The sequence below is a fragment of the Mycobacterium sp. NTMscope_MAC_12 genome (assembly GCF_976985675.1).
Map to the genome: position 1 here is coordinate 3,796,649 of NZ_CDRJYY010000001.1, position 23,959 is coordinate 3,820,607.

Annotated in this window: 21 protein-coding genes and 1 pseudogene; 6 read left to right on the forward strand and 16 right to left on the reverse strand. The window is 67.7% G+C overall.

Translation table 11 applies throughout. The annotated features are described in order from the left end of the window. Positions 1-54 precede the first annotated feature (54 nt). Together AC0KS4_RS17415 and AC0KS4_RS17420 are read left to right on the forward strand one after the other, a co-directional pair. A complete protein-coding gene (locus tag AC0KS4_RS17415; protein WP_238956522.1) occupies positions 55-1,377 on the forward strand; it encodes an MFS transporter in 1,323 nt (440 codons plus the stop codon). Then, complete coding sequence (locus AC0KS4_RS17420; RefSeq protein WP_225329122.1) at positions 1,378-2,568, forward strand: MFS transporter; 1,191 nt, start codon at positions 1,378-1,380, stop codon at positions 2,566-2,568. Here AC0KS4_RS17420 and AC0KS4_RS17425 read toward each other — a convergent pair. Next, entirely contained in the window at positions 2,565-3,575 is a 1,011-nt protein-coding gene (locus AC0KS4_RS17425) for a 3-isopropylmalate dehydrogenase (RefSeq protein WP_225329123.1), read from the reverse strand. The two genes, AC0KS4_RS17420 and AC0KS4_RS17425, sit on opposite strands and share 4 nt — an antisense overlap. Beyond that, positions 3,572-5,158 (reverse strand): phosphoglycerate dehydrogenase, encoded by a 1,587-nt coding sequence (gene serA, locus AC0KS4_RS17430; RefSeq protein WP_238956523.1) that lies wholly within the window; start codon positions 5,156-5,158, stop codon positions 3,572-3,574. The genes AC0KS4_RS17425 and serA overlap by 4 nt, the downstream gene beginning before the upstream one ends. Before the next feature lie 29 nt (positions 5,159-5,187). On the opposite strand from serA, the gene AC0KS4_RS17435 reads away from it, so the two are divergent. Together AC0KS4_RS17435 and wrbA are read left to right on the forward strand one after the other, a co-directional pair. Continuing rightward, positions 5,188-6,615, forward strand: a complete 1,428-nt coding sequence (locus AC0KS4_RS17435) for a phytoene desaturase family protein (RefSeq protein WP_238956524.1) — start codon at positions 5,188-5,190, stop codon at positions 6,613-6,615. After that, a pseudogene (gene wrbA, locus AC0KS4_RS17440) lies at positions 6,612-7,210 on the forward strand (NAD(P)H:quinone oxidoreductase). The gene AC0KS4_RS17435 and the pseudogene wrbA overlap by 4 nt, the downstream one beginning before the upstream one ends. Positions 7,211-7,296: 86 nt before the next feature. Here wrbA and ilvC read toward each other — a convergent pair. From ilvC to AC0KS4_RS17455, 3 genes are read right to left on the reverse strand one after another with little or no spacing between them, the layout of a single operon-like run. Next, complete coding sequence (ilvC, locus tag AC0KS4_RS17445; RefSeq protein WP_225329132.1) at positions 7,297-8,298, reverse strand: ketol-acid reductoisomerase; 1,002 nt, start codon at positions 8,296-8,298, stop codon at positions 7,297-7,299. Between the two features lie 33 nt (positions 8,299-8,331). Continuing rightward, positions 8,332-8,838: an acetolactate synthase small subunit gene (gene ilvN / locus AC0KS4_RS17450; RefSeq protein ID WP_225329127.1), complete on the reverse strand. Its 507-nt coding sequence runs from the start codon at positions 8,836-8,838 to the stop codon at positions 8,332-8,334. Beyond that, positions 8,838-10,640: an acetolactate synthase large subunit gene (locus AC0KS4_RS17455; RefSeq protein WP_225329133.1), complete on the reverse strand. Its 1,803-nt coding sequence runs from the start codon at positions 10,638-10,640 to the stop codon at positions 8,838-8,840. The genes ilvN and AC0KS4_RS17455 overlap by 1 nt, the downstream gene beginning before the upstream one ends. 406 nt (positions 10,641-11,046) lie before the next feature. Here AC0KS4_RS17455 and AC0KS4_RS17460 point away from each other — a divergent pair, with 406 nt between their 5' ends. Next, positions 11,047-11,403 carry a PH domain-containing protein gene (locus AC0KS4_RS17460; protein WP_238957346.1) on the forward strand — a complete coding sequence of 119 codons (357 nt, stop codon included), beginning with the start codon at positions 11,047-11,049 and terminating at the stop codon, positions 11,401-11,403. Positions 11,404-11,415: 12 nt separating this feature from the next. Here the strand turns inward: AC0KS4_RS17460 and AC0KS4_RS17465 are convergent, their stop codons facing one another. Then, positions 11,416-12,276: a DoxX family protein gene (locus AC0KS4_RS17465; protein WP_238956525.1), complete on the reverse strand. Its 861-nt coding sequence runs from the start codon at positions 12,274-12,276 to the stop codon at positions 11,416-11,418. A 254-nt stretch (positions 12,277-12,530) separates the two neighbouring features. Here AC0KS4_RS17465 and AC0KS4_RS17470 point away from each other — a divergent pair, with 254 nt between their 5' ends. Then, positions 12,531-13,661 carry a PQQ-dependent sugar dehydrogenase gene (locus AC0KS4_RS17470; RefSeq protein WP_225329129.1) on the forward strand — a complete coding sequence of 377 codons (1,131 nt, stop codon included), beginning with the start codon at positions 12,531-12,533 and terminating at the stop codon, positions 13,659-13,661. An 89-nt stretch (positions 13,662-13,750) separates the two neighbouring features. On the opposite strand, the gene gatB is transcribed toward AC0KS4_RS17470, so the two are convergent. From gatB to AC0KS4_RS17520, 10 genes are all read right to left on the reverse strand, one after another. Further along, positions 13,751-15,262 carry an Asp-tRNA(Asn)/Glu-tRNA(Gln) amidotransferase subunit GatB gene (gatB, locus tag AC0KS4_RS17475; protein ID WP_238956526.1) on the reverse strand — a complete coding sequence of 504 codons (1,512 nt, stop codon included), beginning with the start codon at positions 15,260-15,262 and terminating at the stop codon, positions 13,751-13,753. Positions 15,263-15,272: 10 nt separating this feature from the next. Continuing rightward, complete coding sequence (locus AC0KS4_RS17480) at positions 15,273-16,199, reverse strand: MinD/ParA family ATP-binding protein (protein WP_308193083.1); 927 nt, start codon at positions 16,197-16,199, stop codon at positions 15,273-15,275. 318 nt (positions 16,200-16,517) lie between these two features. After that, a complete protein-coding gene (locus tag AC0KS4_RS17485) occupies positions 16,518-17,549 on the reverse strand; it encodes an ATP-dependent 6-phosphofructokinase (RefSeq protein WP_225330382.1) in 1,032 nt (343 codons plus the stop codon). 44 nt (positions 17,550-17,593) lie between these two features. Continuing rightward, positions 17,594-19,075 (reverse strand): Asp-tRNA(Asn)/Glu-tRNA(Gln) amidotransferase subunit GatA, encoded by a 1,482-nt coding sequence (gene gatA / locus AC0KS4_RS17490; RefSeq protein WP_225330383.1) that lies wholly within the window; start codon positions 19,073-19,075, stop codon positions 17,594-17,596. Further along, the gene (gene gatC, locus AC0KS4_RS17495; RefSeq protein WP_009952003.1) at positions 19,072-19,371 is read right to left on the reverse strand and encodes an Asp-tRNA(Asn)/Glu-tRNA(Gln) amidotransferase subunit GatC; all 300 of its coding nucleotides are present in this window, start codon (positions 19,369-19,371) and stop codon (positions 19,072-19,074) included. Before gatC ends, gatA begins: the two co-directional genes overlap by 4 nt. A gap of 61 nt (positions 19,372-19,432) precedes the next feature. Next, positions 19,433-20,464 (reverse strand): tetratricopeptide repeat protein, encoded by a 1,032-nt coding sequence (locus tag AC0KS4_RS17500; RefSeq protein ID WP_225330384.1) that lies wholly within the window; start codon positions 20,462-20,464, stop codon positions 19,433-19,435. Further along, entirely contained in the window at positions 20,461-21,528 is a 1,068-nt protein-coding gene (locus AC0KS4_RS17505; protein WP_225330385.1) for a vWA domain-containing protein, read from the reverse strand. The genes AC0KS4_RS17500 and AC0KS4_RS17505 overlap by 4 nt, the downstream gene beginning before the upstream one ends. After that, entirely contained in the window at positions 21,525-22,625 is a 1,101-nt protein-coding gene (locus AC0KS4_RS17510; protein WP_238956529.1) for a hypothetical protein, read from the reverse strand. Before AC0KS4_RS17510 ends, AC0KS4_RS17505 begins: the two co-directional genes overlap by 4 nt. After that, positions 22,616-23,092 carry a hypothetical protein gene (locus AC0KS4_RS17515; RefSeq protein ID WP_238956530.1) on the reverse strand — a complete coding sequence of 159 codons (477 nt, stop codon included), beginning with the start codon at positions 23,090-23,092 and terminating at the stop codon, positions 22,616-22,618. Before AC0KS4_RS17515 ends, AC0KS4_RS17510 begins: the two co-directional genes overlap by 10 nt. Then, entirely contained in the window at positions 23,082-23,954 is an 873-nt protein-coding gene (locus AC0KS4_RS17520) for a DUF58 domain-containing protein (RefSeq protein WP_225330388.1), read from the reverse strand. The genes AC0KS4_RS17515 and AC0KS4_RS17520 overlap by 11 nt, the downstream gene beginning before the upstream one ends. Positions 23,955-23,959: the final 5 nt, after the last annotated feature.

Here is a 23,959-nt window from a genome sequence, read left to right on the forward strand (position 1 = left end):
CAGCAACGGCAACGTCCTGCGGCGAAATTTCCAAGCGGTATGCAAGCATGGGGAATGCAGACCGACTCGACCGCTACGCGCGAAATCGGCGCGGGCGCGCGCTGGTCGATCATGATCGTTTCGCTGCTGGCGACGGCGAGTTCATTCCTCTTCATCAACGGCGTCGCGTTTTTGATCCCGTCGCTGCGGGCCTCGGGCGGAATCCGGCTGGACGAAGCCGCTCTGCTGGCCTCGATGCCCAGCTGGGGCATGGTGGTGACGCTGTTGCTGTGGGGTTATGCGCTGGACCGGGTGGGCGAACGGGTGGTGATGGCCACTGGGTCGGCGCTGACCGCGGCGGCGGCCTACGCCGCGGCGTCGGCGCATTCGATGGTGCTGATTTCCGTGTATCTGTTTCTCGGCGGCATGGCCGCCGCCAGTTGCAACACGGCGGGCGGCCGGCTGGTGTCCGCCTGGTTTCCGCCACACCAGCGCGGCCTGGCGATGGGTATCCGCCAGACCGCGCAACCCTTGGGAATCGCGTTGGGCGCGATGGTAATTCCCGAACTCGCCGAACGGGGAGCGCAGCACGGCCTCAGATTCGCCGCCCTGGCGTGCGCGGTAGGGGCGATAGCGAGCGTGGTCGGAATCGTCGACCCGCCGCGGAAACCGCGCGCGAGCGCAAGCCATCAAGAACTCGCCAGCCCGTATCGAAGGTCGTTGACGCTGTGGCGGATTCACGCGGTGGCGGGCCTGATGATGATACCCCAAACGGTGACGGTGACGTTCATGCTGGTGTGGCTGATCAGGAACCTGCACTGGTCGGTTGCGGCCGCAGGCGGGTTGGTCACCCTGTCACAGCTGCTGGGCGCGCTCGGCCGGGTCGCCGTGGGCCGCTTGTCCGATCGAGTCGGCTCACGGATGCGGCCCGTCCGCTACATCGCGGCGGTCGCCGTGCTGACGCTTCTCCTGCTGGCGTGGGCCGACTACATGAATTCGCGGTGGCAGGCCGGGCTCATGGTGGTCATCGCGGTGATCTCGGTGCTCGACAACGGGCTGGAGGCCACTGCCATCACCGAATTCGCCGGGCCCTACTGGAGCGGGCGCGCGCTGGGCATCCAGAACACCACCCAGCGCATGATGGCGGCGGCCGGCCCCCCGCTGTTCGGCGCGTTGATCTCGGCCGCGAAATATCCACCGGCATGGATGTTGTGCGCGTTGTTCCCACTGGCGGCGGTGCCCCTGGTACCGACGCGGTTGCTCCCGCCCGGTTTGGAGACCAGAGCCCGGCGGCAGACCGTTCGTCGCGTTCGTTGGTGGCGGACGGTGCGTTCCCACGTAGTGCCGGATAAGCCGGAGCGACGTTTGCCGCAACGATCCGGTGAGAACTATCAATAGGTGCACACGACATCGACGCGACGATGGGTGATGCTGGGGACGGGACTGATCGCGACGTTGAGCGCGACGGTCTTCATCAACGGCATCGCCTTCCTGATCCCCGCCCTCAACGACGTACGCGGCATCAATCTGGCCGAAGCGGCGCTGCTCTCCGCCATGCCCAGCTTCGGCATGGTGGTCACGCTGATCGCCTGGGGCTACGTCCTCGACATCGTCGGCGAGCGGATCGTGCTCACGGCGGGCTTGGCCCTCACCGCGGCGGCGGCGCTTGCCGCGGCGGCCGTGCCGGAATCCATGCTGACGGAAGGGGTGGCCCTGTTCGGTGGTGGCATGGCCGCGGCGAGCGCCAACACCGCCAGCGGCCGGCTGGTGACGGGGTGGTTCCCCCCGCAGCAGCGCGGCCTGGCGATGGGGATTCGACAGACCGCGCAGCCGTTGGGAATCGCGTTGGCCGCCTTGGTACTTCCCGAGCTCGGCGAGCGCAGCATCTCGGTTGCGCTGTTGTTCCCGGCGGCCGTGTGCGCGGTGTCCGCGGTGCTGTGCGCCGTGTGGGTGCGCGATCCCGCACGCCCCGAACGGTCGGCCGCCGACAAGGCTGAATTGGCCAGCCCGTACCGCGGCAGCGCCGTGCTGTGGCGCATTCACTTCGCGTCGGCGCTGCTCATGGTGCCGCAGACCGTGGTCCTGACGTTCATGCTGGTCTGGTTGATGAAGAGCCAGCACTGGTCGATCGCGACGGCCGGCATCTTGGTGAGTTTCTCGCAGCTGCTGAGCGCGCTGGGTCGCATCGCCGTCGGTAGATGGTCGGACCGCCTGGGATCGCGAATGCGCCCGATCCGCATCATCGCGGTGACCGCCGCTGTGGTGATGATATTGCTGGCGATCGCCGATCACGCGCACTCGGTGGTGGCGGTGACGCTGATGGTCGCCGCGTCGGTGATCACCGTGCTGGACAATGGATTGGCGTTCACCGCCATTCCGGAAGTGGCCGGGCGCTTTTGGAGCGGGCGCGCCATGGGCGCGCAGAACACCACCCAGCGGCTCACCGCGGCGGTCGGGCCGCCGGTATTCGGCGAGGTGATCGACGCGACGGGGTACCCGCTGGCGTTCGCGGTGTGCGCGCTGTTTCCGGTGTTGGCCTTGCCGTTGGTGCCGTCGGAGGCGCGCTCGCGCGCGGCCGCCCGCGATTAAAGCCCGGCGGCAATCCGTTCGCCGACCTCGCGGGTGGAGAGCCGTTCGCTCCCGCGCGTTGCCAGGTGCCGCTCGACGGCCCGGTCCACCCGGGCGGCGGCCTCGTCCTCGCCGAGATGGGCGAGCAGCAACGCCACCGACATGATCGCCGCGGTCGGATCGGCGATGCCCTGCCCGGCGATATCCGGCGCGCTGCCGTGGACGGGCTCGAACATCGAGGGGTTGGTCCGGGTGGCGTCGATATTTCCGCTGGCGGCCAAGCCAATTCCGCCACATACCGCCGCCGACAGGTCGGTGATGATGTCGCCGAACAGGTTGTCGGTGACGATCACGTCGAAGCGACCGGGGTCGGTGACCATGAAGATGGTGGCCGCGTCGATGTGCTGATAGGCCACCTCGACGTCGGGATAGTCCTGGCCGACCTCGGCCACGATGCGCGACCACAACCTGCCGGCGAAGGTCAGCACGTTGGTTTTGTGCACCAGTGTCAAGTGCTTTCGGCGCCGCTGAGCGCGCTCGAACGCGTCGGCGACCACGCGTCGCACACCGAATGCGGTGTTCTGGCTGACCTCGGTGGCGACCTCGTTGGGCGTTCCGACGCGGATGGCGCCGCCGGTGCCGGTGTAGGGACCTTCGGTCCCCTCGCGCACCACCACGAAGTCGATCTCGGGGTTGCCGGCCAGCGGGCTGTTCACTCCCGGATACAGCCGCCCGGGCCGCAAGTTGATGTGATGGTCCAGCTCGAAACGTAAGCGCAGCAACAAACCTCGCTCCAGCACACCGCTGGGCACCGACGGGTCACCGATGGCGCCGAGCAGGATGGCGTCATGCGCGCGCAGCTCGTCGACCGCCGAGTCCGGCAGCAGCTCGCCGGTGGCGTGGTAACGGCGCGCACCCAGGTCGTAGCTGGTCTTCTCCACCCCGGGCAGCACCGCGTCCAGGACTTTGATGGCCTCGGACACGACCTCCGGCCCGATACCGTCGCCCTCGATCACCGCGAGTCTCATGAAAGATCAACCACCTCAAGCTTGTTCGCGCCGACGGCCGCACCGATTTCCGACCGCACGTCGCCGGGCACGTCTCGGTCCAGGCGCAGCAGGATCGTCGCCCCCGGGCCCCCGGCGTCCTCGGAGAGTTGCGCGGCCTGGATATTCACCCCGGCCGAGCCCAGCAGGGTGCCGATCTTGCCCAGCGCGCCGGGCTGGTCGACGTAGTTGATCACCAGATTGATGCCGCGGGCGCGCAGGTCGAAGTTGCGGCCGTTGATCTGCACGATCTTCTCCACCAGCTGCGGCCCGGACAGCGTGCCGGCGACGTTGACCGCGCTGCCGTCGTGCGCGACCGCGCGCACGTCGACCACGCTGCGGTGGTTCGGGCTTTCCGAGGCCGTGCCGATCTCGGCGGTGACGCCGCGCTCTTCGGCCAGCCCCGGCGCGTTGACGAACGTCACCGGACCCTCGACGACGGCCGAGAACAACCCGCGCAGAGCCGAAAGCTTCAGCACCTCAACGTCTTCGGAAGCGAGCTCACCGCGCACCTGCACCGACAACGACACCGGCGGGCCGTCAGACAGCGTGGCGGCCAGCACGCCGAGCTTGCGCACCAGATCCAGCCACGGCGCCACCTCTTCGTTGACCACCCCGCCGCCGACGTTGACGGCGTCGGGAACGAATTCCCCGGCCAGCGCGAGCTTCACGCTCGCTGCGACATCGGTACCGGCCCGGTCCTGGGCCTCCTCGGTGGACGCCCCGAGATGCGGCGTGACCACCACCTGCGGCAGCTCGAACAGCGGGCTGTCGGTGCACGGCTCTTTGGAGAAAACGTCGAGGCCGGCCGCGCGCACGTGGCCACTGCGCACCGCGTCGGCCAGCGCCCCCTCGTCGACCAGGCCACCGCGGGCGGCGTTGACGATGATGACGCCCGGCTTGGTTTTCGCCAGCGCGTCCTTGCCGATCAGCCCGGCCGTTTCGGGCGTCTTCGGCAGGTGCACCGAGATGAAGTCGGCGCGGGCCAGCAGTTCGTCCAGCGTCAACAGCTCGATGCCCAGCTGCGCCGCGCGGGCCGGCGACACGTAGGGGTCATAGGCGATCAGGTGGGTGCCGAAGGCGCTGAGCCGCTGGGCAACCAGCTGCCCGATCCTGCCCAGCCCGACGACGCCGACCGTCTTGCCGAAAATCTCGGTGCCCGAGAACGACGACCGCTTCCAGGCGCGCTCGCGCAGCGAAGCGTCGGCCGCCGGGATCTCGCGGGCCGCGGACAGCAGCAGCGCCAGCGCATGCTCGGCGGCGCTGTGAATGTTCGACGTCGGCGCGTTGACCACCAGGACACCGCGCTCGGTGGCGGCATCCACGTCAACGTTGTCCAGGCCAACCCCGGCGCGGGCGACGATCTTCAGCTTGGGGGCCGCCGCCAGCACCTCGGCGTCGACGGTGGTGGCCGAGCGCACCAGCAGCGCGTCGGCCTCCGGCACGGCCGCCAGCAGCTTCTCCCGATCGGGCCCGTCGACCCAGCGCACCTCGACCTGGTCGCCCAGGGCCGCGACGGTTGATTCAGCGAGCTTGTCGGCAATGAGTACAACAGGCAGATTCACCCGGCCAGCCTATCGGCTGTAATTGACGGGTGGACATCACCATCGTCGGCAGCGGACCCAACGGGTTGACCGCCGCCGTAATCTGCGCCCGGGCAGGCCTGAAAGTGCAGGTCGTCGAAGCTCAACCGACGTTTGGCGGGGGTGCGCGCACCGCGGCCGACCCGGATTCTGCGGGAGTCTTGCACGACATCTGCTCGGCGGTGCACCCGTTGGCGCTGGCATCGCCGTTCTTCAAAGAGTTCGACCTGCCCGCGCGCGGCGTGCAATTGGCGGTGCCCGAGATTTCCTACGCCAACCCGCTGCCGGGCCGCCCGGCCGCCATCGCGTACCGCGACCTGGACCGCACCTGCGCCGAATTGGACCGCGGCGCGTCCTTCCGGCGCCTACTCGGCCCCTTGGTCGAGCGCTCCGACGACGTGGTGGCCCTGCTGCTGGGCGACAAACGGTCGGTGCCGAACTCGGTGCCGTCCGCGTGGCGGCTCGGGCTGCGGATGCTGGCCCAAGGCACCCCCGCATGGGGGTCGCTGGCCGGCGAAGACGCCCGCGCCCTGTTCACCGGCGTTGCCGCCCATATCATTTCGCGGATGCCGTCGTTGACGGCGGCCGGCGCCGGGATGATGCTGGCAACCCTCGCGCATTCGGTGGGCTGGCCGATCCCGGCGGGCGGCAGCCAGGCGATCACCGACGCGCTGATCGCCGACCTGCGCGCCCACGGCGGCGAACTGACCGCCGGCACGGAGGTCACATCTCCGCCTGGCGGAGTCGTCGCCTTCGACACGGCGCCGACCGCGCTGCTGCGGATCTACGGCGACACGCTCCCGACGCGCTACGCCAAGGCGTTGCGGCGCTACACATTTGGCCCCGGGGTCGCCAAGGTCGACTTCGTGCTGAGCGACGAGATCCCCTGGGCGGACCCGCGGCTACGGCAGGCCCCCACCCTGCATCTCGGCGGCACGCGAACACAGATGGCCCGCGCCGAGGCCGACATCGCCGCGGGCCGCCACGCGCAATGGCCGATGGTGCTGGCCGCCTCCCCGCACATCGCCGACCCCGGCCGCATCGACGCCGCCGGACGCCGCCCGTTCTGGAGCTATGCCCACGTGCCGTCGCGGTCCACCGTCGACCCGACCGAAGCCGTGACCGCGGTGGTCGAGCGGTTCGCGCCCGGCTTCCGCGACGTCGTGGTGGCCGCACGCGCGGTGCCCGCCGCGCGGCTGTGCGACCACAACGCCAACTATGTCGGCGGCGACATCGGGATGGGCGGCAATTCGGCCTGGCGGGCGATCGCGGGCCCGACACCGCGGCTAAACCCTTGGCGCACACCCATTCCCAAGGTGTACCTGTGTTCGGCGGCCACACCGCCGGGCGGCGGCGTCCACGGCATGGCCGGCTACTACGCCGCGCGCACCCTGTTGCGCCGCGAATTCGGGATCGGCATGCCTAAGCTGGCCCCGTGACCAAACTCGCGATCATCTATTACTCGGCCACCGGCCACGGCACCACGATGGCGCAGCGCGTCGCCGCGGCGGCCGAATCGGCCGGGGCCGAAGTCCGCCTGCGCCACGTCGCCGAAACCCAGGACCCCGCCTCGTTCGCCCACAACCCGGCCTGGACGGCGAACTACGAAGCCACCAAGGACCTTCCGGCGGCCACCGGCGATGACATCGTCTGGGCCGACGCGGTGATTTTCGGTTCACCGACGCGATTCGGCTCTCCGGCAGCGCAACTGCGCGCGTTCCTCGACTCGCTGGGCGGGCTGTGGGCGCAACGCAAGCTCGCCGACAAGGTGTACGCGGGCTTCACGTCGTCCAACACCGTGCACGGCGGTCAGGAAACCACCCTGCTCTCGCTGTCACGCTGATGCATTTCGGCGGCATCATCGTGCCCCCGGGCTACACGGATCCGTGCAAGTTCGTCGACGGCAATCCGTATGGGGTCAGCCTGGTCACCACCCACGACAACATCACCGAATTCGACGAGCCCACTGACAAGGCCCTCGAGCACCTGGCCCGCCGAGTGGTCGAAACGGCGGACCGCCTCACCTCGTCCTGAGCCGCCTCGCCTCTTAGCCCGCCGAACGTGCACTCACGGCGAAAAAATCGAAAACTCGCCCCGAGTGCACGCTCGGCGCCGAAAAGCTAAGCCGTCTCGGTGATCGGCCGGTCCACCCAGCTCATCAGGTCGCGCAGCTTCTTGCCGGTGACCTCGATGGGGTGCTCGGCGTTCTCCTTGCGCAGCTGCTCGAGTTGCTTGTTGCCGCCCTCGACGTTGGCGACCAGCTTCTTGACGAAGTCACCGTTCTGGATGTCGCGCAGGATCTCCCGCATGCGGTCCTTGGTGCCGGCGTCGATGACGCGCGGCCCCGACAGATACCCGCCGAACTCCGCGGTGTCGGACACCGAGTAGTTCATCCGGGCGATGCCGCCCTCGTACATCAGGTCGACGATCAGCTTGAGCTCGTGCAGCACCTCGAAGTACGCCATCTCCGGCGGGTAGCCCGCCTCGACCATCACGTCGAAACCGGTCTTCACCAATTCCTCTGTGCCACCGCACAAGACGGCTTGCTCACCGAACAGGTCGGTTTCGGTCTCGTCCTTGAAGGTGGTCTTGATGACGCCGGCGCGGGTGCCGCCGATGGCCTTGGCGTAGGACAGGGCGAGCGCCTCACCGTTGCCGGACGGGTCCTGGTCGACCGCGATCAGGCAGGGCACGCCCTTGCCGTCGACGAACTGCCGGCGCACCAGATGCCCGGGGCCCTTGGGCGCGACCATCGCGATGGTGACGTCGGCCGGCGGCTTGATCAGGTCGAAGTGGATGTTGAGGCCGTGACCGAAAAACAAAGCGTCACCGGGCTTCAGGTTCGGCTCGATGTCGTTCTTGAAGATGTCGGCCTGCGCGGTGTCGGGCGCCAGCAGCATGATCACGTCGGCCCACTTGGCGACCTCGGCGGGGGTGTCGACGTCCAGGCCCTGCTCGGAAACCTTGGCGCGGGACTTCGAACCCTCCTTCAGGCCCACCTTCACCTGCACGCCGGAGTCGCGCAGGCTCAACGAGTGCGCGTGCCCCTGGCTGCCGTATCCGATGACCCCGACCTTGCGACCCTGGATGATGGTCAGGTCCGCATCGTCGTCGTAGAACATTTCTAGTGCCACTGTTGAATATCTCCTTGTGTGTTACTTGGCCGTGCCGATTCCGCGGGGACCGCGAGACAACGACACCACTCCCGATTGGACGATTTCACGGATACCGAACGGTTCCAGGATCCGCAGCAGCGCCTCGATCTTGCCGCGGTCGCCCGTCGCCTCGATCGTCAGCGCCTCCGTTGATACGTCAATCACCTTGGCGCGGAACAGGTTCACCGCTTCGATCACCTGACTGCGGGTACCGGCGTCGGCGCGCACCTTGATCATCGCCAATTCCCGCGACACCGAGTTGCCGTCGTCCAGCTCGACGATCTTGATGACATTGATCAGCTTGTTGAGCTGCTTGGTGATCTGCTCGAGCGGGGTCTCCTCGGCGGAGACCACGATCGTCATCCGGGACATGTCCTTCTGCTCGGTCGCGCCGACAGCCAGCGACTCGATGTTGAAGCCGCGCCGCGAGAACAGCGCGGCCACGCGGGCGAGCACACCGGGTTTGTCTTCGACCAGCACCGAGAGAGTGTGCGTCTGCGGACTCATCAGGCGTGTCCTTCACTCTCGTCGTCGAACAGCGGGCGGATCCCCCGGGCCGCTTGAATCTCGTCATTGCTGGTGCCGGCGGCCACCATCGGCCACACCTGCGCGTCCGCTCCGACGATGAAGTCGATCACCACCGGGCGGTCGTTGATCGCACGCGCCGCGTTGATCACGTCGGCGACGTCTTCCTCACGCTCGCAACGCAACCCGACGCAACCCAGCGCCTCCGCCAGCTTCACGAAGTCCGGGATGCGGTGCGAATGCGTGGCCAGATCCGTTTGCGAGTAACGCTCTTCGTAGAACAGCGTCTGCCACTGGCGGACCATGCCCAGGTTGCCGTTGTTGATCAGCGCCACCTTGATCGGCACGCCTTCGATTGCGCAGGTGGCCAATTCCTGATTGGTCATCTGGAAACAGCCGTCGCCGTCGATCGCCCACACCTCCGCGTCCGGGCGGGCCATCTTGGCGCCCATGGCGGCCGGGATGGCGAACCCCATGGTGCCCAGACCGCCGGAGTTGAGCCAGGTGCGCGGTTTCTCATACGAGATGAATTGCGCCGCCCACATCTGGTGCTGCCCGACGCCGGCGACGTAAATGGCGTCCGGACCGGCGATCTGGCCCAGCTTCTCGATGACGTATTCCGGGCCGAGGCTGCCGTCGCTCTGCGGCCCGTAGCTGAGCGGGTACGTGGACCGAACCCCGTCGAGGTAGGCCCACCACTCGGTCATGTCGATCTTGCCGGGCACCCCGTCGTGGCGCAGCTGCTCGAGCAGCTCGGCGATGACGGCCTTGACGTCGCCGACGATCGGCACGTCGGCATGGCGGTTCTTGCCGATCTCGGCCGGGTCGATGTCGGCGTGGATGACCTTGGCGTCGGGCGCGAAGGTGTCCAGCTTCCCGGTCACCCGGTCATCGAAGCGGGTCCCCAGCGCGATCAGCAGGTCGCTGCGCTGCAGCGCGGCCACCGCGGCGACGGTGCCGTGCATGCCGGGCATGCCCATGTGCTGACGGTGGCTGTCCGGGAACGCGCCGCGCGCCATCAGCGTGGTCACCACGGGGATGCCGGTCAGCTCGGCCAGCTCGCGCAGCTGCTCGGTCGCGTCCCCCCGGATGACGCCCCCACCCACGTACAGCACCGGTTTGCGGGCGGCCGCGATCAGCTTGGCGGCCTCCCGGATCTGCCGGTTGTGCGGTTTGGTGTTCGGCTTATATCCGGGCAGGTCGATGCGCGGCGGCCAGCTGAACGTGCATTGGCCCTGCAGCACGTCCTTGGGGATGTCGACGAGCACCGCGCCGGGGCGGCCCGACGAGGCGATGTGGAAGGCCTCGGCGAGCACCTGCGGGATCTCGTTGCCGGAACGGACCAGGAAGTTGTGCTTGGTGATCGGCATCGTGATGCCCGAGATGTCGGCTTCCTGGAAGGCGTCGGTGCCGATCAGCGTGCGCCCGACCTGGCCGGTGACGGCGACCACGGGGATCGAGTCCATCTGGGCGTCGGCCAGCGCGGTGACCAGGTTGGTGGCCCCAGGGCCGGACGTCGCCATGCAGACGCCGACCTTGCCGGTGGCGTGCGCGTAGCCGCTGGCGGCGTGACCGGCACCCTGCTCGTGGCGGACCAGCACGTGACGCAGCTTCTTCGAGTCGAACAGCGGGTCATAGACCGGCAGCACGGCGCCGCCGGGAATGCCGAAGATGACCTCGACGTCGAGTTCCTCCAGCGAACGGATCACCGACTGCGCGCCGGTAAGTTGCTCGGGCCCAATGCGTTTCGGCTTGCCGTTCGCAGACTTCGCGGCGGGCTTCACCGCGTCGGTGGCGATGTCGGCGGCGCCCGGTGTGTCGGGGGCGGGCCGCCTGGTGGGAGCGCTCACTGGCTTTCAGTCCTTATTCACTCTGGGAATCTCGCGGGGGCAACAAAAAACCCCCGACAGCTCATCTGCTGCACGAGGGTTGCGCGTTGGTGCTGGATTGCTTCAAATGCTGACGGGCAAGTCAGGCACCAACGCGCCTAATTACTACGAGCATCCCGGGCTTTCCGGCGGTATCCATAGCGCTCGACGGTAGTCTTCGCACAGCTCAGCAGTCAAATCCGTCACCGTCACCAGCCGGGTTGGGCGCGGCGCCGCCGCGGGAGCGCTCGCGGGATCGTCCGGGCGCCCCGGGTGAAATGATGGTCGGGTGGCTACCGGTCCGTCTTCCCGAACACCTCTCGTGATCAAGGTGTCGCCCATCGCGCATCTGGCCGTCGGATTCTTGGCCCTGGGGTTGCTGATCCCGGTGATGCTGTGGCCGCCGTCCGCGCTGCTGCTGCTCGTTCCGGTGGTGCTGTCGGCGATGATCGTCCGGCTACGGACCGTCGCCGACGACCGCGGCGTCACCGTCCGGACGCTGCTGGGCAGCAAGACCGTGAACTGGGACGACATCGACGGACTGCGTTTCTACCGCGGTTCGTGGGCACGCGCCCGCCTCAAGAGCGGCGCCGAGCTGCGATTGCCGGCGGTCACCTTCTCGACGCTGCCGGAGCTGACCGCGGCCAGCTCGGGACGGGTTCCCAACCCCTATCGGTGAGGGCGGCCCGGTTCAGCCGATCGGGTTCACGCCATTGAGCGCCACCCACACGCCGATACCGGCGGCGACGCCGGCCAGCAGCGCGACGAAGGACCCGATGAACGGCCGATGGGCCCAGCCCCGGCGCGCGTCGAGACCGTAGCGGCCGGGTCCGCACAAGATGACCGCGGCGGCCATGGCGATGAGGGTGAGCTGGTATTCGTGCCCCTCGGGCAGGAAGAACGAGAAGGTGTGGGTGTGCGGCCGCGCCGAGACGGTGGCCAACAGACCGTTGATCAAAAATGCCAGCGCGCCGGCCGCGGCCAGCGGCGTGAACAGGCCCAGCACCAGCAGCACACCGGCCACCAGCTCGCCGCCGGCGCTCACGTAGGCGAGGATGTCGGCGTGCTGGTAGCCGACGTCGGACAGTGAGTTCCTGAAGCCGGTCACTCCCGAGCCGCCCCACCAGCCGAACAGCTTCTGCAGACCGTGGGCGCCGAGCACCACTCCCAGCCCGACCCGCAACACCAGCAAACCGAGGTGCTGGGTTCCGCGCCGGCCGACGTCGTGCAACCGGTCGTCGTGCTCGTCCTCGTCGATCTCCACGGAGTCGGGCGCCGCGTGCCGGGCGGCCGAATGCGGCTGGACATACGGCAGCGGCTCCTGGTGTTCCAGCAGGTTGTAACCCCCGGCCCCGGACCCGGCCATCGCCGCGGCGGCGCCGTAGGGGATGACGGTGGTGGTCCCCGTTGACGGGTTGAAGTCGCCGGGGTAGCCGACCGGCGTCAGATCATCTTCGGGGTCGACCAGACGCGCCGAGGCGGGGCGTCCCGGGGTCGGCTCCGGGGATTCGCCGGGCCGCTGCCAATCTGCGTCATTCGGTTGACTGGTCACGGGAGTCAGGGTAAGGGCAGATGGCCCCCGAATTGGGGATTTGAGCGGCGCTTTCGCCAGGCAATCGGCGGTTTGACCGCCAAATACGCCCGGATCGGTCCGAAATTGGCCCCCGAGCCGGTCTGGAGGGCCCCGACGGCACGATTCGACGCCCGGCGGCGACGGCCGGAAAGTGGGACCCGATCGAGTTTTCGGCGGCGGGCAAGCGGGACGTGTGTGGCGGCGGCGCAGGCGATGTCCGTAGCCTGACGGTCATGCGACTAGGGCGATCGGGGCGGTCGGTTCGGCGCGGGCTCGCCGCGCTGTGTGCCCTCGTGCTGGTGACGAGCGGGTGCGCGCGCTTCAACGACGCGCAATCACAACCGTTCACCACCGCCCCGGAATTGAAGCCGCAGCCCAGCTCGACGCCTCCCCCGCCGCCGCCGCTGCCGCCCACCCCGTTCCCGAAGGCCTGCCCGGCGCCGGGCGTCATGCAGGGCTGCCTGGAGAGCACCAGCGGCCTGATCATGGGGCCCGACAGCAAAACCGCGCTGGTCGCCGAGCGCACCACCGGCGCGGTCAAGGAGATCTCGGTCAGCGCCGAGCCGAAGGTGAAGATGGTCATTCCCGTCGACCCGTCCGGGGATGGCGGGCTGATGGACATCGTGCTCTCACCCACCTACACCCAAGACCGCCTGATGTACGCCTACGTCAGCACTCCGACCGACAACCGGGTCATCCGGATCGCCGACGGCGACATCCCGAAGGACATCCTGACCGGAATCCCCAAGGGCGCCACCGGCAACGCCGGGGCGTTGATCTTCACCAGTCCCACCACGCTGGTCGTGCTGACCGGCGACGCCGGTAACCCGGCGATGGCCGCCGACCCCAATTCGCTGGCCGGCAAGGTGCTGCGCATCGAGCAGCCGACCACCATCGGTCAGGCGCCGCCGACCACGGCGCTGTCCGGCGTGGGTTCGGGCGGCGGCTTGTGCATCGACCCGGTGGACGGCTCGCTGTATGTCGCCGACCGCACGCCGACCGCAGATCGGTTGCAGCGCATCACCAAAACGTCGGACGTCTCCACGGTGTGGACCTGGCCGGACAAACCCGGCGTGGCCGGATGCGCGGCGATGGACGGCACGGTGCTGGTCAACCTGATCAACACCAAACTGACGGTGGCGGTCCGGCTGGCTCCGACCACGGGTGCGGTCACCGGTGAACCCGACGTCGTCCGCAAAGACACCCACGCGCACGCGTGGGCGCTACGCATGTCACCCGATGGAAACGTCTGGGGCGCAACCGTAAACAAGACGGCGGGCGACGCCGAGAAGCTGGACGACGTGGTGTTCCCGCTCTTCCCGCAGGGCGGTGGCTTCCCCCGCAACAACGACGACAAGACGTAGCGCGGGCCAGCCCATTTTCGCGAAAGTGCAACTGGCGACGCATTTGCGAGAAGCGCCGTCGACAACCGCACTTTCGCGAGGTGGTGGGGCTAGCCCTGGCCGCAGGCCGCCAGGACAAGTTCGCGCACCCGGGCGGCGTCGGCCTGCCCGCGGGTGGCCTTCATCACCGCCCCGACGATCGCGCCCGCCGCGGCCACCTTTCCGCCCCGGATCTTCTCCGCCACATCGGGATTGGCGGCCAGCGCCTCGTCGACGGCGGCCTGGGTGACCGAGTCGTCACGCACCAGCGCCAGGCCGCGGGCGGTCATCACTTCCTCGGGCTCGCCCTCCCCGGCCAGCACACCCTCGACGACCTGGCGCGCCAGTTTGGTGGACAGCTTGCCCTCGTCGACCAAAGCCACCACCGCGGCGACCTGCGCGGGCGTGATGGCTAGCTCGTCGAGCGCGACGTTGGCCTCATTGGCCTTCTGCATCAAGAAGTTTCCCCACCAGGCGCGCGCCTGCTCGCTGGATGCGCCGTGTTCGATGGTGGCAGTGACGAGTTCGATCGCGCCGGCGTTGACCAGGTCGCGCATCACCTCGTCGGAGATTCCCCACTCTTCCTGAATTCGCTTGCGGCTCAACCACGGTAGCTCGGGGATGGTCTGCCGTAGCCGCTCGACCAGTTCGCGGCTGGGCGCCACGGGCTCCAGGTCGGGCTCGGGGAAGTAGCGGTAGTCCTCGGCGGTCTCCTTGACGCGGCCCGGGCTGGTGTAGCCCGACTCGTGAAAGTGCCGGGTTTCCTGGGTGATCTGGCCGCCCGAGGCCAGAACCGCGGCCTGACGCTGCATCTCGTAGCGCACGGCCACCTCGACGCTTTTGAGCGAGTTGACGTTCTTGGTTTCGGTGCGGGTACCGAACTCGGCCTGACCGGTCGGCTTCAGCGACACGTTGGCGTCACAGCGCATCGAACCCTGATCCATCCGGACATCGGATACGTCCAAGGCGCGCAACAGGTCCCGCAACGCCGTCACGTAGGCCCGGGCGATCTGCGGCGCCCGGTCCCCGGCCCCGACGATGGGCTTGGTGACGATCTCGATCAGTGGCACCCCGGCGCGGTTGTAGTCGATCAGCGACGTCGTCGCGCCGTGAATGCGACCGGTCTCGCTGCCGATGTGGGTGAGCTTGCCGGTGTCTTCCTCCATGTGCGCGCGCTCGATCTCCACCCGCCAGGTGCTGCCGTCTTCCAGCGGGGCCTCGAGGTAGCCGTTGATGGCGATGGGCTCGTCGTACTGCGAAATCTGGTAGTTCTTCGGCATGTCCGGGTAGAAGTAGTTCTTCCGGGCGAAGCGGCACCAGGGCACGATCTCGCAATTGAGCGCCAGCCCGATCCGGATGGCCGACTCCACCGCGGTCTGGTTGAGCACCGGCAGCGAGCCGGGCAGCCCGAGGCACACCGGGCACACCTGGGTGTTGGGCTCGGCGCCGAACGCGGTGGTGCAGCCGCAGAACATCTTGGTGACGGTGGACAGCTCGACGTGCACCTCGAGGCCCAGGACGGGGTCGAAACGCGCGATGACGTCGTCGTACTCCATCAGGTCGGCGCTGGCGGCAACACTCATGCGCTCGATCCTAATGGTGGTGGCGGTCGTGCTCCCCTCCCCTGCCCGGGAACATCCCGGCCAGCACGGCGGCCATCTCGAGGTAGCTGCGCCGGCTCTCCTTGCTCATTCGGTCCAGCGCGATCTTCCTGCCCTCGTGCACGTGCCGGTCGAACGGCAGCACCACCGTGGCGGCGACGCGCGCGGACAGTCGGTCGAGTTCCGTGACGGCCACGCCTTCCACCTTGGCAGGCTCGAGGTGATTGACCGCGAGCACGGTCGACGTCATCAGTCGTTGATACCCGTTGTGGCACAGCCACTCCAGGGTCGTCTGGGTCTTGCGTATCGCATCGATGGAGGTGCTCGTGACCACCACGAGGGCCCGCGACTCCGGCAGAACCGCCTCCATCACAGTGGAATTGAGCGACTTCACGCAATCGACGAGCACCACCGAATACTGATTTCGCAGCATCGAGAACACCCGCAGGACGTCACGGCGCTCCAGGCGCCAGTCGGTGCGCGCGTAGTCCGGCAATCCGAGCACTTCCAGCCCGAAACCGTTCATATAGGTCAGCGCCCGGATGTCCTCGTAGCGGGTTGCCGGGCCGCCGCGGAGCAGGTCGGCCATGCTGTGCGGGTTGTGACGGCCGTGGCGTTCCGCCAGGTCGCCCGCGTCGATGTCGAGGGCGAGCACCCGGTCGTTGCGCACCGCGGCGAAGGTCGAGCCGAGGCCCTCGACCACGGCGGTCTTGCCGACCCCGCCTTTGAGGTTGAGGACGGCGATCGGGAAGGCGCCCCCCACGGTCGCGCGGATGCGATCCCGCAGCTCGTTTTCGTAGGCGGTGTTTTTGCCGGGTCCGAGATCGATCCCGGTGACCTTGTGGATCAGCCCTCGCCAGTTGAGCCTGGCGTCGGTATCGGGGTGGTCGAAGCGGTCCAGCGCCGTCTCGCCCAGCATCGGCCCCGGGTGGGGCGGCGGTCCCGGGCGACGGCGGGCGGGATCGCGGGGTTGCGGCACCGTGGTGTCCGACGGGCCGGCGCCGGCGCGCCACCCGGGCGGACGCGGGTCGTGGTGTGGCGGGCCCGGCGGTCCCGCCGATCCCATAGATTGCTGAACGTCGCCGCGACTTGCACCACGGTTGCTCATACCCTGGTATAGCCGCTATGCACGGGTCCGGAAACCACCAAGATGCGCTGATTGCGCACCACATAGGCCATTTGCCGGCACGTTCACGCCGCGGCCGATCCCCCGCCACCGGTTGTTCGCCCGGAGGGCCTAACCGAAGAAAGCGGCGGCGTCGTCGTAGCGGCTCTCGGGTACCAGCTTGAGCTGGCGTACCGCATCGGCCAACGGCACCCGGCCGATGTCCTGGCCCCGCAGCGACACCATCTGGCCGTATTCGCCGGCATGCGCCGCGTCGGCCGCGTTCACGCCGAACCGGGTGGCCAGCACCCGGTCATACGCCGTCGGGGTGCCGCCGCGCTGGACGTGGCCCAGCACCGTCACCCGGACGTCCTTGTTGATGCGCTTCTCCACCTCGGCGCCCAGCTGCGCGGCCACACCGGTGAATTTCTCGTGGCCGAATTCGTCAATTCCGCCCTCCCGCAACGCAATCGAGCCAGGTATCGGTTTGGCGCCCTCGGCGACCACGCAGATGAAGTGTGAATCTCCGCGCTGGAAGCGGCGTTTGACGAGCCGGCAGACCTCTTCGACATCGAAGGGTTGCTCGGGGATCAGCGTCATGTGCGCGCCGGAAGCCAGGCCCGCGTTCAGCGCGATCCAGCCCGCGTGCCGGCCCATCACCTCCACCAGCATCACGCGCTGGTGGGACTCGGCGGTGCTGTGCAACCGGTCGATCGCCTCGGTGGCGACGGTCAACGCGGTGTCGTGGCCGAAAGTCACGTCCGTGCAATCGATGTCGTTGTCGATTGTCTTCGGGACGCCGACCACGGGCACGTTCTCCTCCGAGAGCCAGTGCGCGGCCGTCAGCGTGCCTTCCCCGCCGATCGGGATGAGGACGTCGATCCCGTTGTCGTCGAGAGTCTGCTTCACCTGGTTGAGCCCGGCCCGCAGCTTGTCGGGATTCACGCGGGCGGTGCCCAGCATCGTTCCGCCCTTGGCCAGCAGGCGGTCGTTGCGGTCGTCGTTCTGCAGCTGGACGCGCCGGTTCTCCAGCAACCCGCGCCACCCGTCCTGGAATCCGACCACCGAGGAGCCGTACCGGGAGTCGCACGTACGCACCACCGCCCGGATGACGGCGTTGAGCCCGGGGCAGTCGCCGCCTCCGGTGAGCACTCCGATCCGCATACGTCCTATCTTGCCGGGCGGCGGCCTAGTGGCGCGAGCAAACCTCAGATCGCGGTTGGCAGCGGCCCGCGGGCCGCTTCGTAGGCGGCGCCGACCCGGTACAGGCGGTCGTCGGCCAGCGCGGGCGCCATGATCTGCAAGCCGACCGGCAAGTCGTCGTCCGGCGAGAGGCCCGAGGGCACCGAAATACCGCAATGACCGGCCAGGTTCAGCGGCAGGGTGCACAGGTCGAACAGGTACATCGCCAGCGGATCGTCGACCTTCTCCCCGAGGCCGAACGCCGTCGTCGGGGTCGCCGGCGACACCACGACGTCCACGGACCGATAGGCCTCGTCCAGATCGCGGGCAATCAGGGTGCGCACCTTCTGAGCCTGGTTGTAGTAGGCGTCGTAGTAGCCGGCCGAGAGCGCGTAGGTGCCGATCATGATGCGCCGCTTGACCTCCGGGCCGAAGCCGGCGGCGCGGGTCAGTGCCATCACCTCCTCGGCGCTGTGGCTGCCGTCGTCGCCGATCCGCAGCCCGTAGCGCATCGCGTCGAAGCGCGCCAGGTTGCTCGACACCTCCGACGGCAGGATCAGGTAGTAGGCCGACAGCGCGTACTCGAAGTGCGGGCAGTCGACTTCGCTCACCTCGGCGCCCAGCGCGGTCAGCTGCGCGACGGCGGCCTCGAACGAGGCCAGCACTCCGGGCTGATACCCCTCGCCGCGCAGCTGCTTGACCACGCCGACGCGCACACCCTTGAGGTCGCCGGCCGCCCCGGCCTTCGCCGCGCCGACCACGTCGGGAACGGCCGCGTCGACGGACGTCGAGTCGCGGGTGTCATGCCCGGCGATCACCTGATGCAGCAGCGCGGTGTCCAGCACAGTGCGCGCGCACGGGCCGCCCTGATCCAGCGACGACGCGCACGCCACCAGGCCGTAGCGCGACACCGTGCCGTAAGTCGGTTTGACGCCGACGGTCGCGGTCAGCGCGGCGGGCTGCCGAATGGAACCGCCGGTGTCGGTCCCGATGGCCAGCGGCGCCTGGAATGCGGCCAAGGCGGCCGCGCTGCCGCCGCCGGAGCCGCCGGGCACCCGGTCGACGTTCCACGGGTTGCGGGTGGGGCCGTACGCGGAGTTCTCGGTCGAGGAGCCCATCGCGAACTCGTCCATGTTGGTCTTGCCCAGGATCGGGATGCCCGCGGCGCGCAACCGCGAGGTGACGGTGGCGTCATAGGGGGCGCGCCAGCCCTCGAGGATCTTGGACCCGCAGGTGGTGGGCATGTCGACGGTGGTGAAGACATCCTTGAGCGCCAGCGGCACCCCGGCAAGCGGCGACGGCAGCCGCTCGCCCGCGGCCACCGCCTCGTCGACGACGGCGGCCGCGCCGAGCGCCTCGTCGGCCGCCACGTGCAGGAAGGCGTGGTAGCGATCGTCGGTCGCCTCGATCTGGTCCAGGCACGCCTGGGTGACCTCGACCGACGACAGCTCCTTGGCGGCGATCCGGGCGGCCAGCGTGGCGGCGTCGGATCGGATGACCTCGTTCACTCGCTGTCCCCCAGGATCTGCGGGACCGCGAAGCGGCCGTCGACGGCCGACGGCGCCTCGGCCAGCGCTTCGGCCTGCGTCAGGCAGGGGGCCGGCTCGTCGGGGCGGGTGACGTTGACGTCCTTGAGCGGGTTGTCGGTCGCCTCGACGCCGGTGACGTCGACCGCCTGCACCTGGCTGACGTGGGTCAGGATGGCGTCGAGTTGGCCGGCGAAGCTGTCGAGCTCGCTGTCGGTCAACGCGAGCCTGGACAGCCGGGCCAGGTGCGCTACCTCGTCGCGGGAGATCTGGGACACGACTGCAAAGCCTAATCCGAATCCGGTCATGGACTCGTCGTGGGTTTCCTTCAAGAACAATTCATTCCTGGTTGCCGCCGTAGGCGTTGGAGTTGTCGAGCAGACGTCGCAGTAGGTCCATCGGATCGCCAGTGCCGAGGCGATGCCCGACAACGCCCCCGTTGCCGGCGATGGGAATCCTGTCCGGCGAGACAGGGTTCAGCACGCCGCCCGCGTTCGGATCGTCATTTGGGTTATCGGGCCCTATCACCGGGATGTCTGCCGTGCCGGTTTGCGGCAGTTCGGGCATGTTCGGCCCCGGACCGTTGTCTGTCGCGGGCTGCGATGGCGGCGGGCTCGACGGTGCGGAGCTCGACGGCGGTGTCGAAGGCGGTGGGCTCGACGGTGGCAGACCGGGTATGGACGGCGCCGGACTGGCAGGGGTGAGCGAGGTGGGCGGCGGCTGGCGCGTCACCGTGGCGGCCGGCGGGAGCGGCGCACCTGGTGGCGCGTGGAGCAGGTCCAATTTCTGCTGCAACCGGGTTGTCGCGGAATTTCTGATCGCGCGCCGGTCGGGATTGGGGTCGGTGTTGCCTGCGAAGCATGCCGGGGGGGCATCGCTGGCCAACGCCATCGCCTTCGTGTAGAACCGTTCGGCCTCGTCGCGGTTTCCGGAGCGAGTAGCCAAGTCCCCTAACGCTTCTCGTACCAGAAGTAGGTTGATCCGCACGGGACAGGATTGTGCCGTGTCGGTGCGAGTCAAAGATTTCGAGAAATGCCCGTCGGCCTCGTGCAGGCGACCCTCCAAGACGTTCAAATCGCCGGCCGCAAATGACGTCTTGGCCGGGTCGATCACGTCGAAGATGCCGAGCGAAGACAGGTCGTGGCGCAGCGCCTCGATGTCATGGCGGTCGAAATCGGCTATCGTCCTGTCCCCGACGACGCCAACGGCAATCATCTTGAATGCGATCAACAGCACCAGGATGGCCACCGGCGCGGAGAATACATACAGCCTTCTGCGAAGCCGGATACGCGCGGACGACGGGCGAAACGCGGCGATCACACGCTCGCCGAGGTTGCGCAGCGCCGCCCGCGGCGCCTTTCTCAGCATCATCGTGCGACGTCCCGCCGCGACATACGATTTCGTCGATACTCACGAATCGTCAGGGCGATCTCCGTCAGTAGCAGCGCAGCGGCGGTCAGTGTAAAAACCCAGTACATTTCGCGGCGGTCGAGCAACTGCGCCGTCACTTTGTGACCGTCATGTCGCACCATCGCGTTGTGGTCCACCGGCGGCAAGACCCCGCCGATGGGCTGTCCTTTTTCGCGATGAAAGTAGGGCACGCCGAGTTGCGCGGCGATGTTTTTCAGCCGGGCTTCGTCGACCACCGAATTCAGCGCCGCACCGTTGCCGCTGGGGTCGCTCTGATACGCCTTCGTGCCGTCCACCCACCCCGCGGGGATAGGGCCGCCCGCCAGGGTCCCGTAACCGAGCACCGCACCACCGGCGACCTGGCCGCGATCGACGTTGAACGGCGCCATCGGCACGCGCGAACCCGCCGCCCCCTCGCCGAAATAAAACACCAGCGACTTCGAACCGGAATATATTGTCGCCGCGTCTTTCAGCTTGTCGCTCAACAATTCTCGGGCGATGACAGGGTCAGTTTGGTATGCCGCGTCCGGCGCCACCAGCGTATAGGGCGACAGCCCGTCCACCATCGATTGCAAGCTCCACGCGTCGTCGGAAAGAGGCCAGTCCAACGAGGCCTTACTGGCAAACGAGATCAACGAGAAGCGCGCGTGCGGGTATTCGTCGATCAGGGCACGGATGTCTGCGCGGATGCCCGACATGCGAGATTTTCCATCGCCGAAGTCCTCGACCCGCGAGTTCACGGATCGGTCAACGACAAAGAACACGTTCAGGTTTGGGTCAAACTTCGCCGACGGGTTCAGGTCTACCGAATACGAGCCGCGATCGTTGTCGAACCCGGGTCGTAAGGCCGCGAGCAGAAGCAGGATGACCGCGACTGTGAGCCCGCTCCAGCGGATCGCTACTCTCCTATATCGTCCGGTACCCGTGCGAAGTAGCAACCGGTACAGCGCGGCCATGCGGATGGCGAGCAGCACCGCGGCGATCACCAGCAGCAACACCGTCGGCAGTACGGGGTAGAAAGTCATCGCCGCAACACCGCCAGCGAGACGCAAAGCAACGCGGCGGCCACGACCCCGGCGATCAGCAGGGGCTCGGGTGAATCCCAAGATCGGCTGCTGATGACTTGGCCGCCAGGCAGTTCGGCCTTGGGGGCGTTGGACCGAATCTGGTCGAGGTAGCGGATCAGGGTGGGGTCGGTGCCATTGTCGGCTTGAGCGGCCCCCACCGGGTTGTAGAGGAAAAACTTGCCGCCGCTGGCTTCGGCAATCGCGCGCAAGGAATCGTTGTCCTTGGTCGACAACGCGGCGATATCCGATCGTGCGACGGCATTGATCTGGACGCCCGCCTGCTCGGCCATGTGTCGGACGGCGTCATCGGAGAACAGCGGCGGACGATGATCTGAGGAATCGCGCAAGGCGCTCGGACCGAGGTAGATCAACTGCCGGCGATGTTCACTGCGTGTTTCGTGCGACGGAAAGCCCGTCATACACAGCGCGAGCACATCATTGAGGCTCGGGGCGTAGTCGACATAGTCGACCGGGCGGGAAAATTCGTCGACTCCACGTTGAAGCGCTGCGCGTCGTGCATTAGATACCGGTTTTCGACCATCGAGGTCTTGTTGTATCGGGGCAAGTCCCGCCAAAGATTTGAGCCGGTCGGCGACATAGTGATAATCGCGGGTGAGCGGGACGACGCGCAATGTTGTTGAGGTGAGCCCGATCCGGATCGCGTCGGTTTGCTTCAATTGGGCCGCATATGCGACGTAATGGTTGAGAAAATCAGCCGTGGTGCGATCGCTTACGGATTCGCCGACGCACAGCATTACGTCCTCGGGGTAGGCAGTGTCGAAGGCGCGAGTCGATGACGACATCCCGGCCGGTCGGGCGCTGGCGGTTAACGCGGTGAGAAATGTCGCCAGCAGCAATACCCCGGTCACGATCACGGAAAAGAAGTACAGCCGGTAGACACGCGCATACTCCGGTAATCGGGTGAGCCGGTCGATGTGCGCGAGGGGTCTAAGGGCCCGGCGCACTTGGGCCATCGGTAGCAGCGCAGCCGCCGCAGTTGAGGCCGCCAGGCTTAACAGGCCGATCACGACCACCGGCCACCATTTCAGATCCACGAGGAGACCAACTCCTCTGCCGAGCGGCTCAACGCGGCCACATCAACCCGCGCTTCGGGGTTGAATTGGGAATCGTTGCAGCCGTCAAGAATTGGTGCGGCCGCGGCAAGCCGGCCACCGGCCAGCTCCTCGACATGCAGGTATTGGGCCCGGACCCCGGTCGCGACATAGAGGAAACTGCGCACCGCTCGGCTGATTTGCGCGCTGGCCTGGGCATGGGTCAGGCCGCCGTCGCGGTAGTGGGCATCGACCTTACGTATCGAGGTAAGAAATCGACGGCGATTGATCCACCGGTGGATGACCCGGATTCCCGGTAGCCGACGCAACCGCGACGGCGGCAACGTCCATACGAAAATAGCTGCGTACCAGGCGATCACCGCGAGTACCAAGACGACGCCGAGCACGCGCCACCACGACGGGAAGGGCAGCGGACCCCCGATGAAGCGGAGCAGATCGTCACCCGGCATTGCGATACGCCTCGGTGAGCTCGACCATCTTCGGGCGTATTTCGGCACTGGCGGCGATTCGGGCCCAACGTACCTGGCGTGCGGTCAGGAATGCGTCGAGCTGTGCGGCCCTGCGTTGCTCGGCCGCCTGGTAGGCGGCCACCACACGCGGTCCCAAGGCCGCTCCGCCGAGCACGAAGCGCCCGGTGGCCACGTCGAAGCCGTCCTGCTCGCCGTCCATCGACCCGGTCGCCGGCATGTCTGCGATCATGAGCCAGATGAGTTCGTGCCTCCCGCTCAGCTGCTTGAGAGTGTCATCGAGGGCGGGGGTGATGTCGGGCTCGTCGGATACGACGACGAGCAGCAGGCGCCGGCGCTGCGCTCGCGCCACGAATTCGAGCTGGGTGGTGATGTTGCTGGCGCCGACGTCGCCAATGCTGTTCTGGTAGAAGCGCTCCAGGATGCTTTCGATGTGCGTCTCGCCACGTTGGCTACGAATCGCCGCGGAGCCTCGTGAATCCCCGTATATGATGCCGATTTCGTCGCTTCGCCCCATAGCGATGAGTCCCACAGCACCCATCACGTTGGCGGCCACATCGCGCTTCAGCTCGCCGCCCGCGGCCAGCGCCGACATGTTCCGGCCAGCGTCGGCCACCAGCAGGATCTTGTGATGCTTTTCCGAGACGAATCGCTTGATGAGCACGGAGCCCGACCGCGCCGAAGCCTTCCAATCGATATCGCGCACATCGTCCCCGGGGACGTATGGCCGTAGGTCGTCCAGCTCCAGGCTTCTGGTGTGCAGCAAGGCATACCGGCCGCCTTCGAGCATTCGACGGGTGTCCGTCCCGAAGTACGATTTGGCTCGGTTCAGGTGTCGGCCCATGGCAG

Coding starts and splice junctions, on each gene's coding strand:
- AC0KS4_RS17415 (WP_238956522.1), top strand. CDS start 55: ATGCAGACCGACTCGACCGCTACGCGCGAAATCGGCGCGGGCGCGCGC.
- AC0KS4_RS17425 (WP_225329123.1), bottom strand. CDS start 3,575: ATGAGACTCGCGGTGATCGAGGGCGACGGTATCGGGCCGGAGGTCGTG.
- ilvC (WP_225329132.1), bottom strand. CDS start 8,298: ATGTTCTACGACGACGATGCGGACCTGACCATCATCCAGGGTCGCAAG.
- ilvN (WP_225329127.1), bottom strand. CDS start 8,838: ATGAGTCCGCAGACGCACACTCTCTCGGTGCTGGTCGAAGACAAACCC.
- AC0KS4_RS17470 (WP_225329129.1), top strand. CDS start 12,531: ATGCGACTAGGGCGATCGGGGCGGTCGGTTCGGCGCGGGCTCGCCGCG.
- gatB (WP_238956526.1), bottom strand. CDS start 15,262: ATGAGTGTTGCCGCCAGCGCCGACCTGATGGAGTACGACGACGTCATC.
- AC0KS4_RS17480 (WP_308193083.1), bottom strand. CDS start 16,199: ATGCTGGGCGAGACGGCGCTGGACCGCTTCGACCACCCCGATACCGAC.
- AC0KS4_RS17485 (WP_225330382.1), bottom strand. CDS start 17,549: ATGCGGATCGGAGTGCTCACCGGAGGCGGCGACTGCCCCGGGCTCAAC.
- AC0KS4_RS17500 (WP_225330384.1), bottom strand. CDS start 20,464: ATGATGCTGAGAAAGGCGCCGCGGGCGGCGCTGCGCAACCTCGGCGAG.
- AC0KS4_RS17505 (WP_225330385.1), bottom strand. CDS start 21,528: ATGACTTTCTACCCCGTACTGCCGACGGTGTTGCTGCTGGTGATCGCC.
- AC0KS4_RS17515 (WP_238956530.1), bottom strand. CDS start 23,092: ATGCCGGGTGACGATCTGCTCCGCTTCATCGGGGGTCCGCTGCCCTTC.
- AC0KS4_RS17520 (WP_225330388.1), bottom strand. CDS start 23,954: ATGGGCCGACACCTGAACCGAGCCAAATCGTACTTCGGGACGGACACC.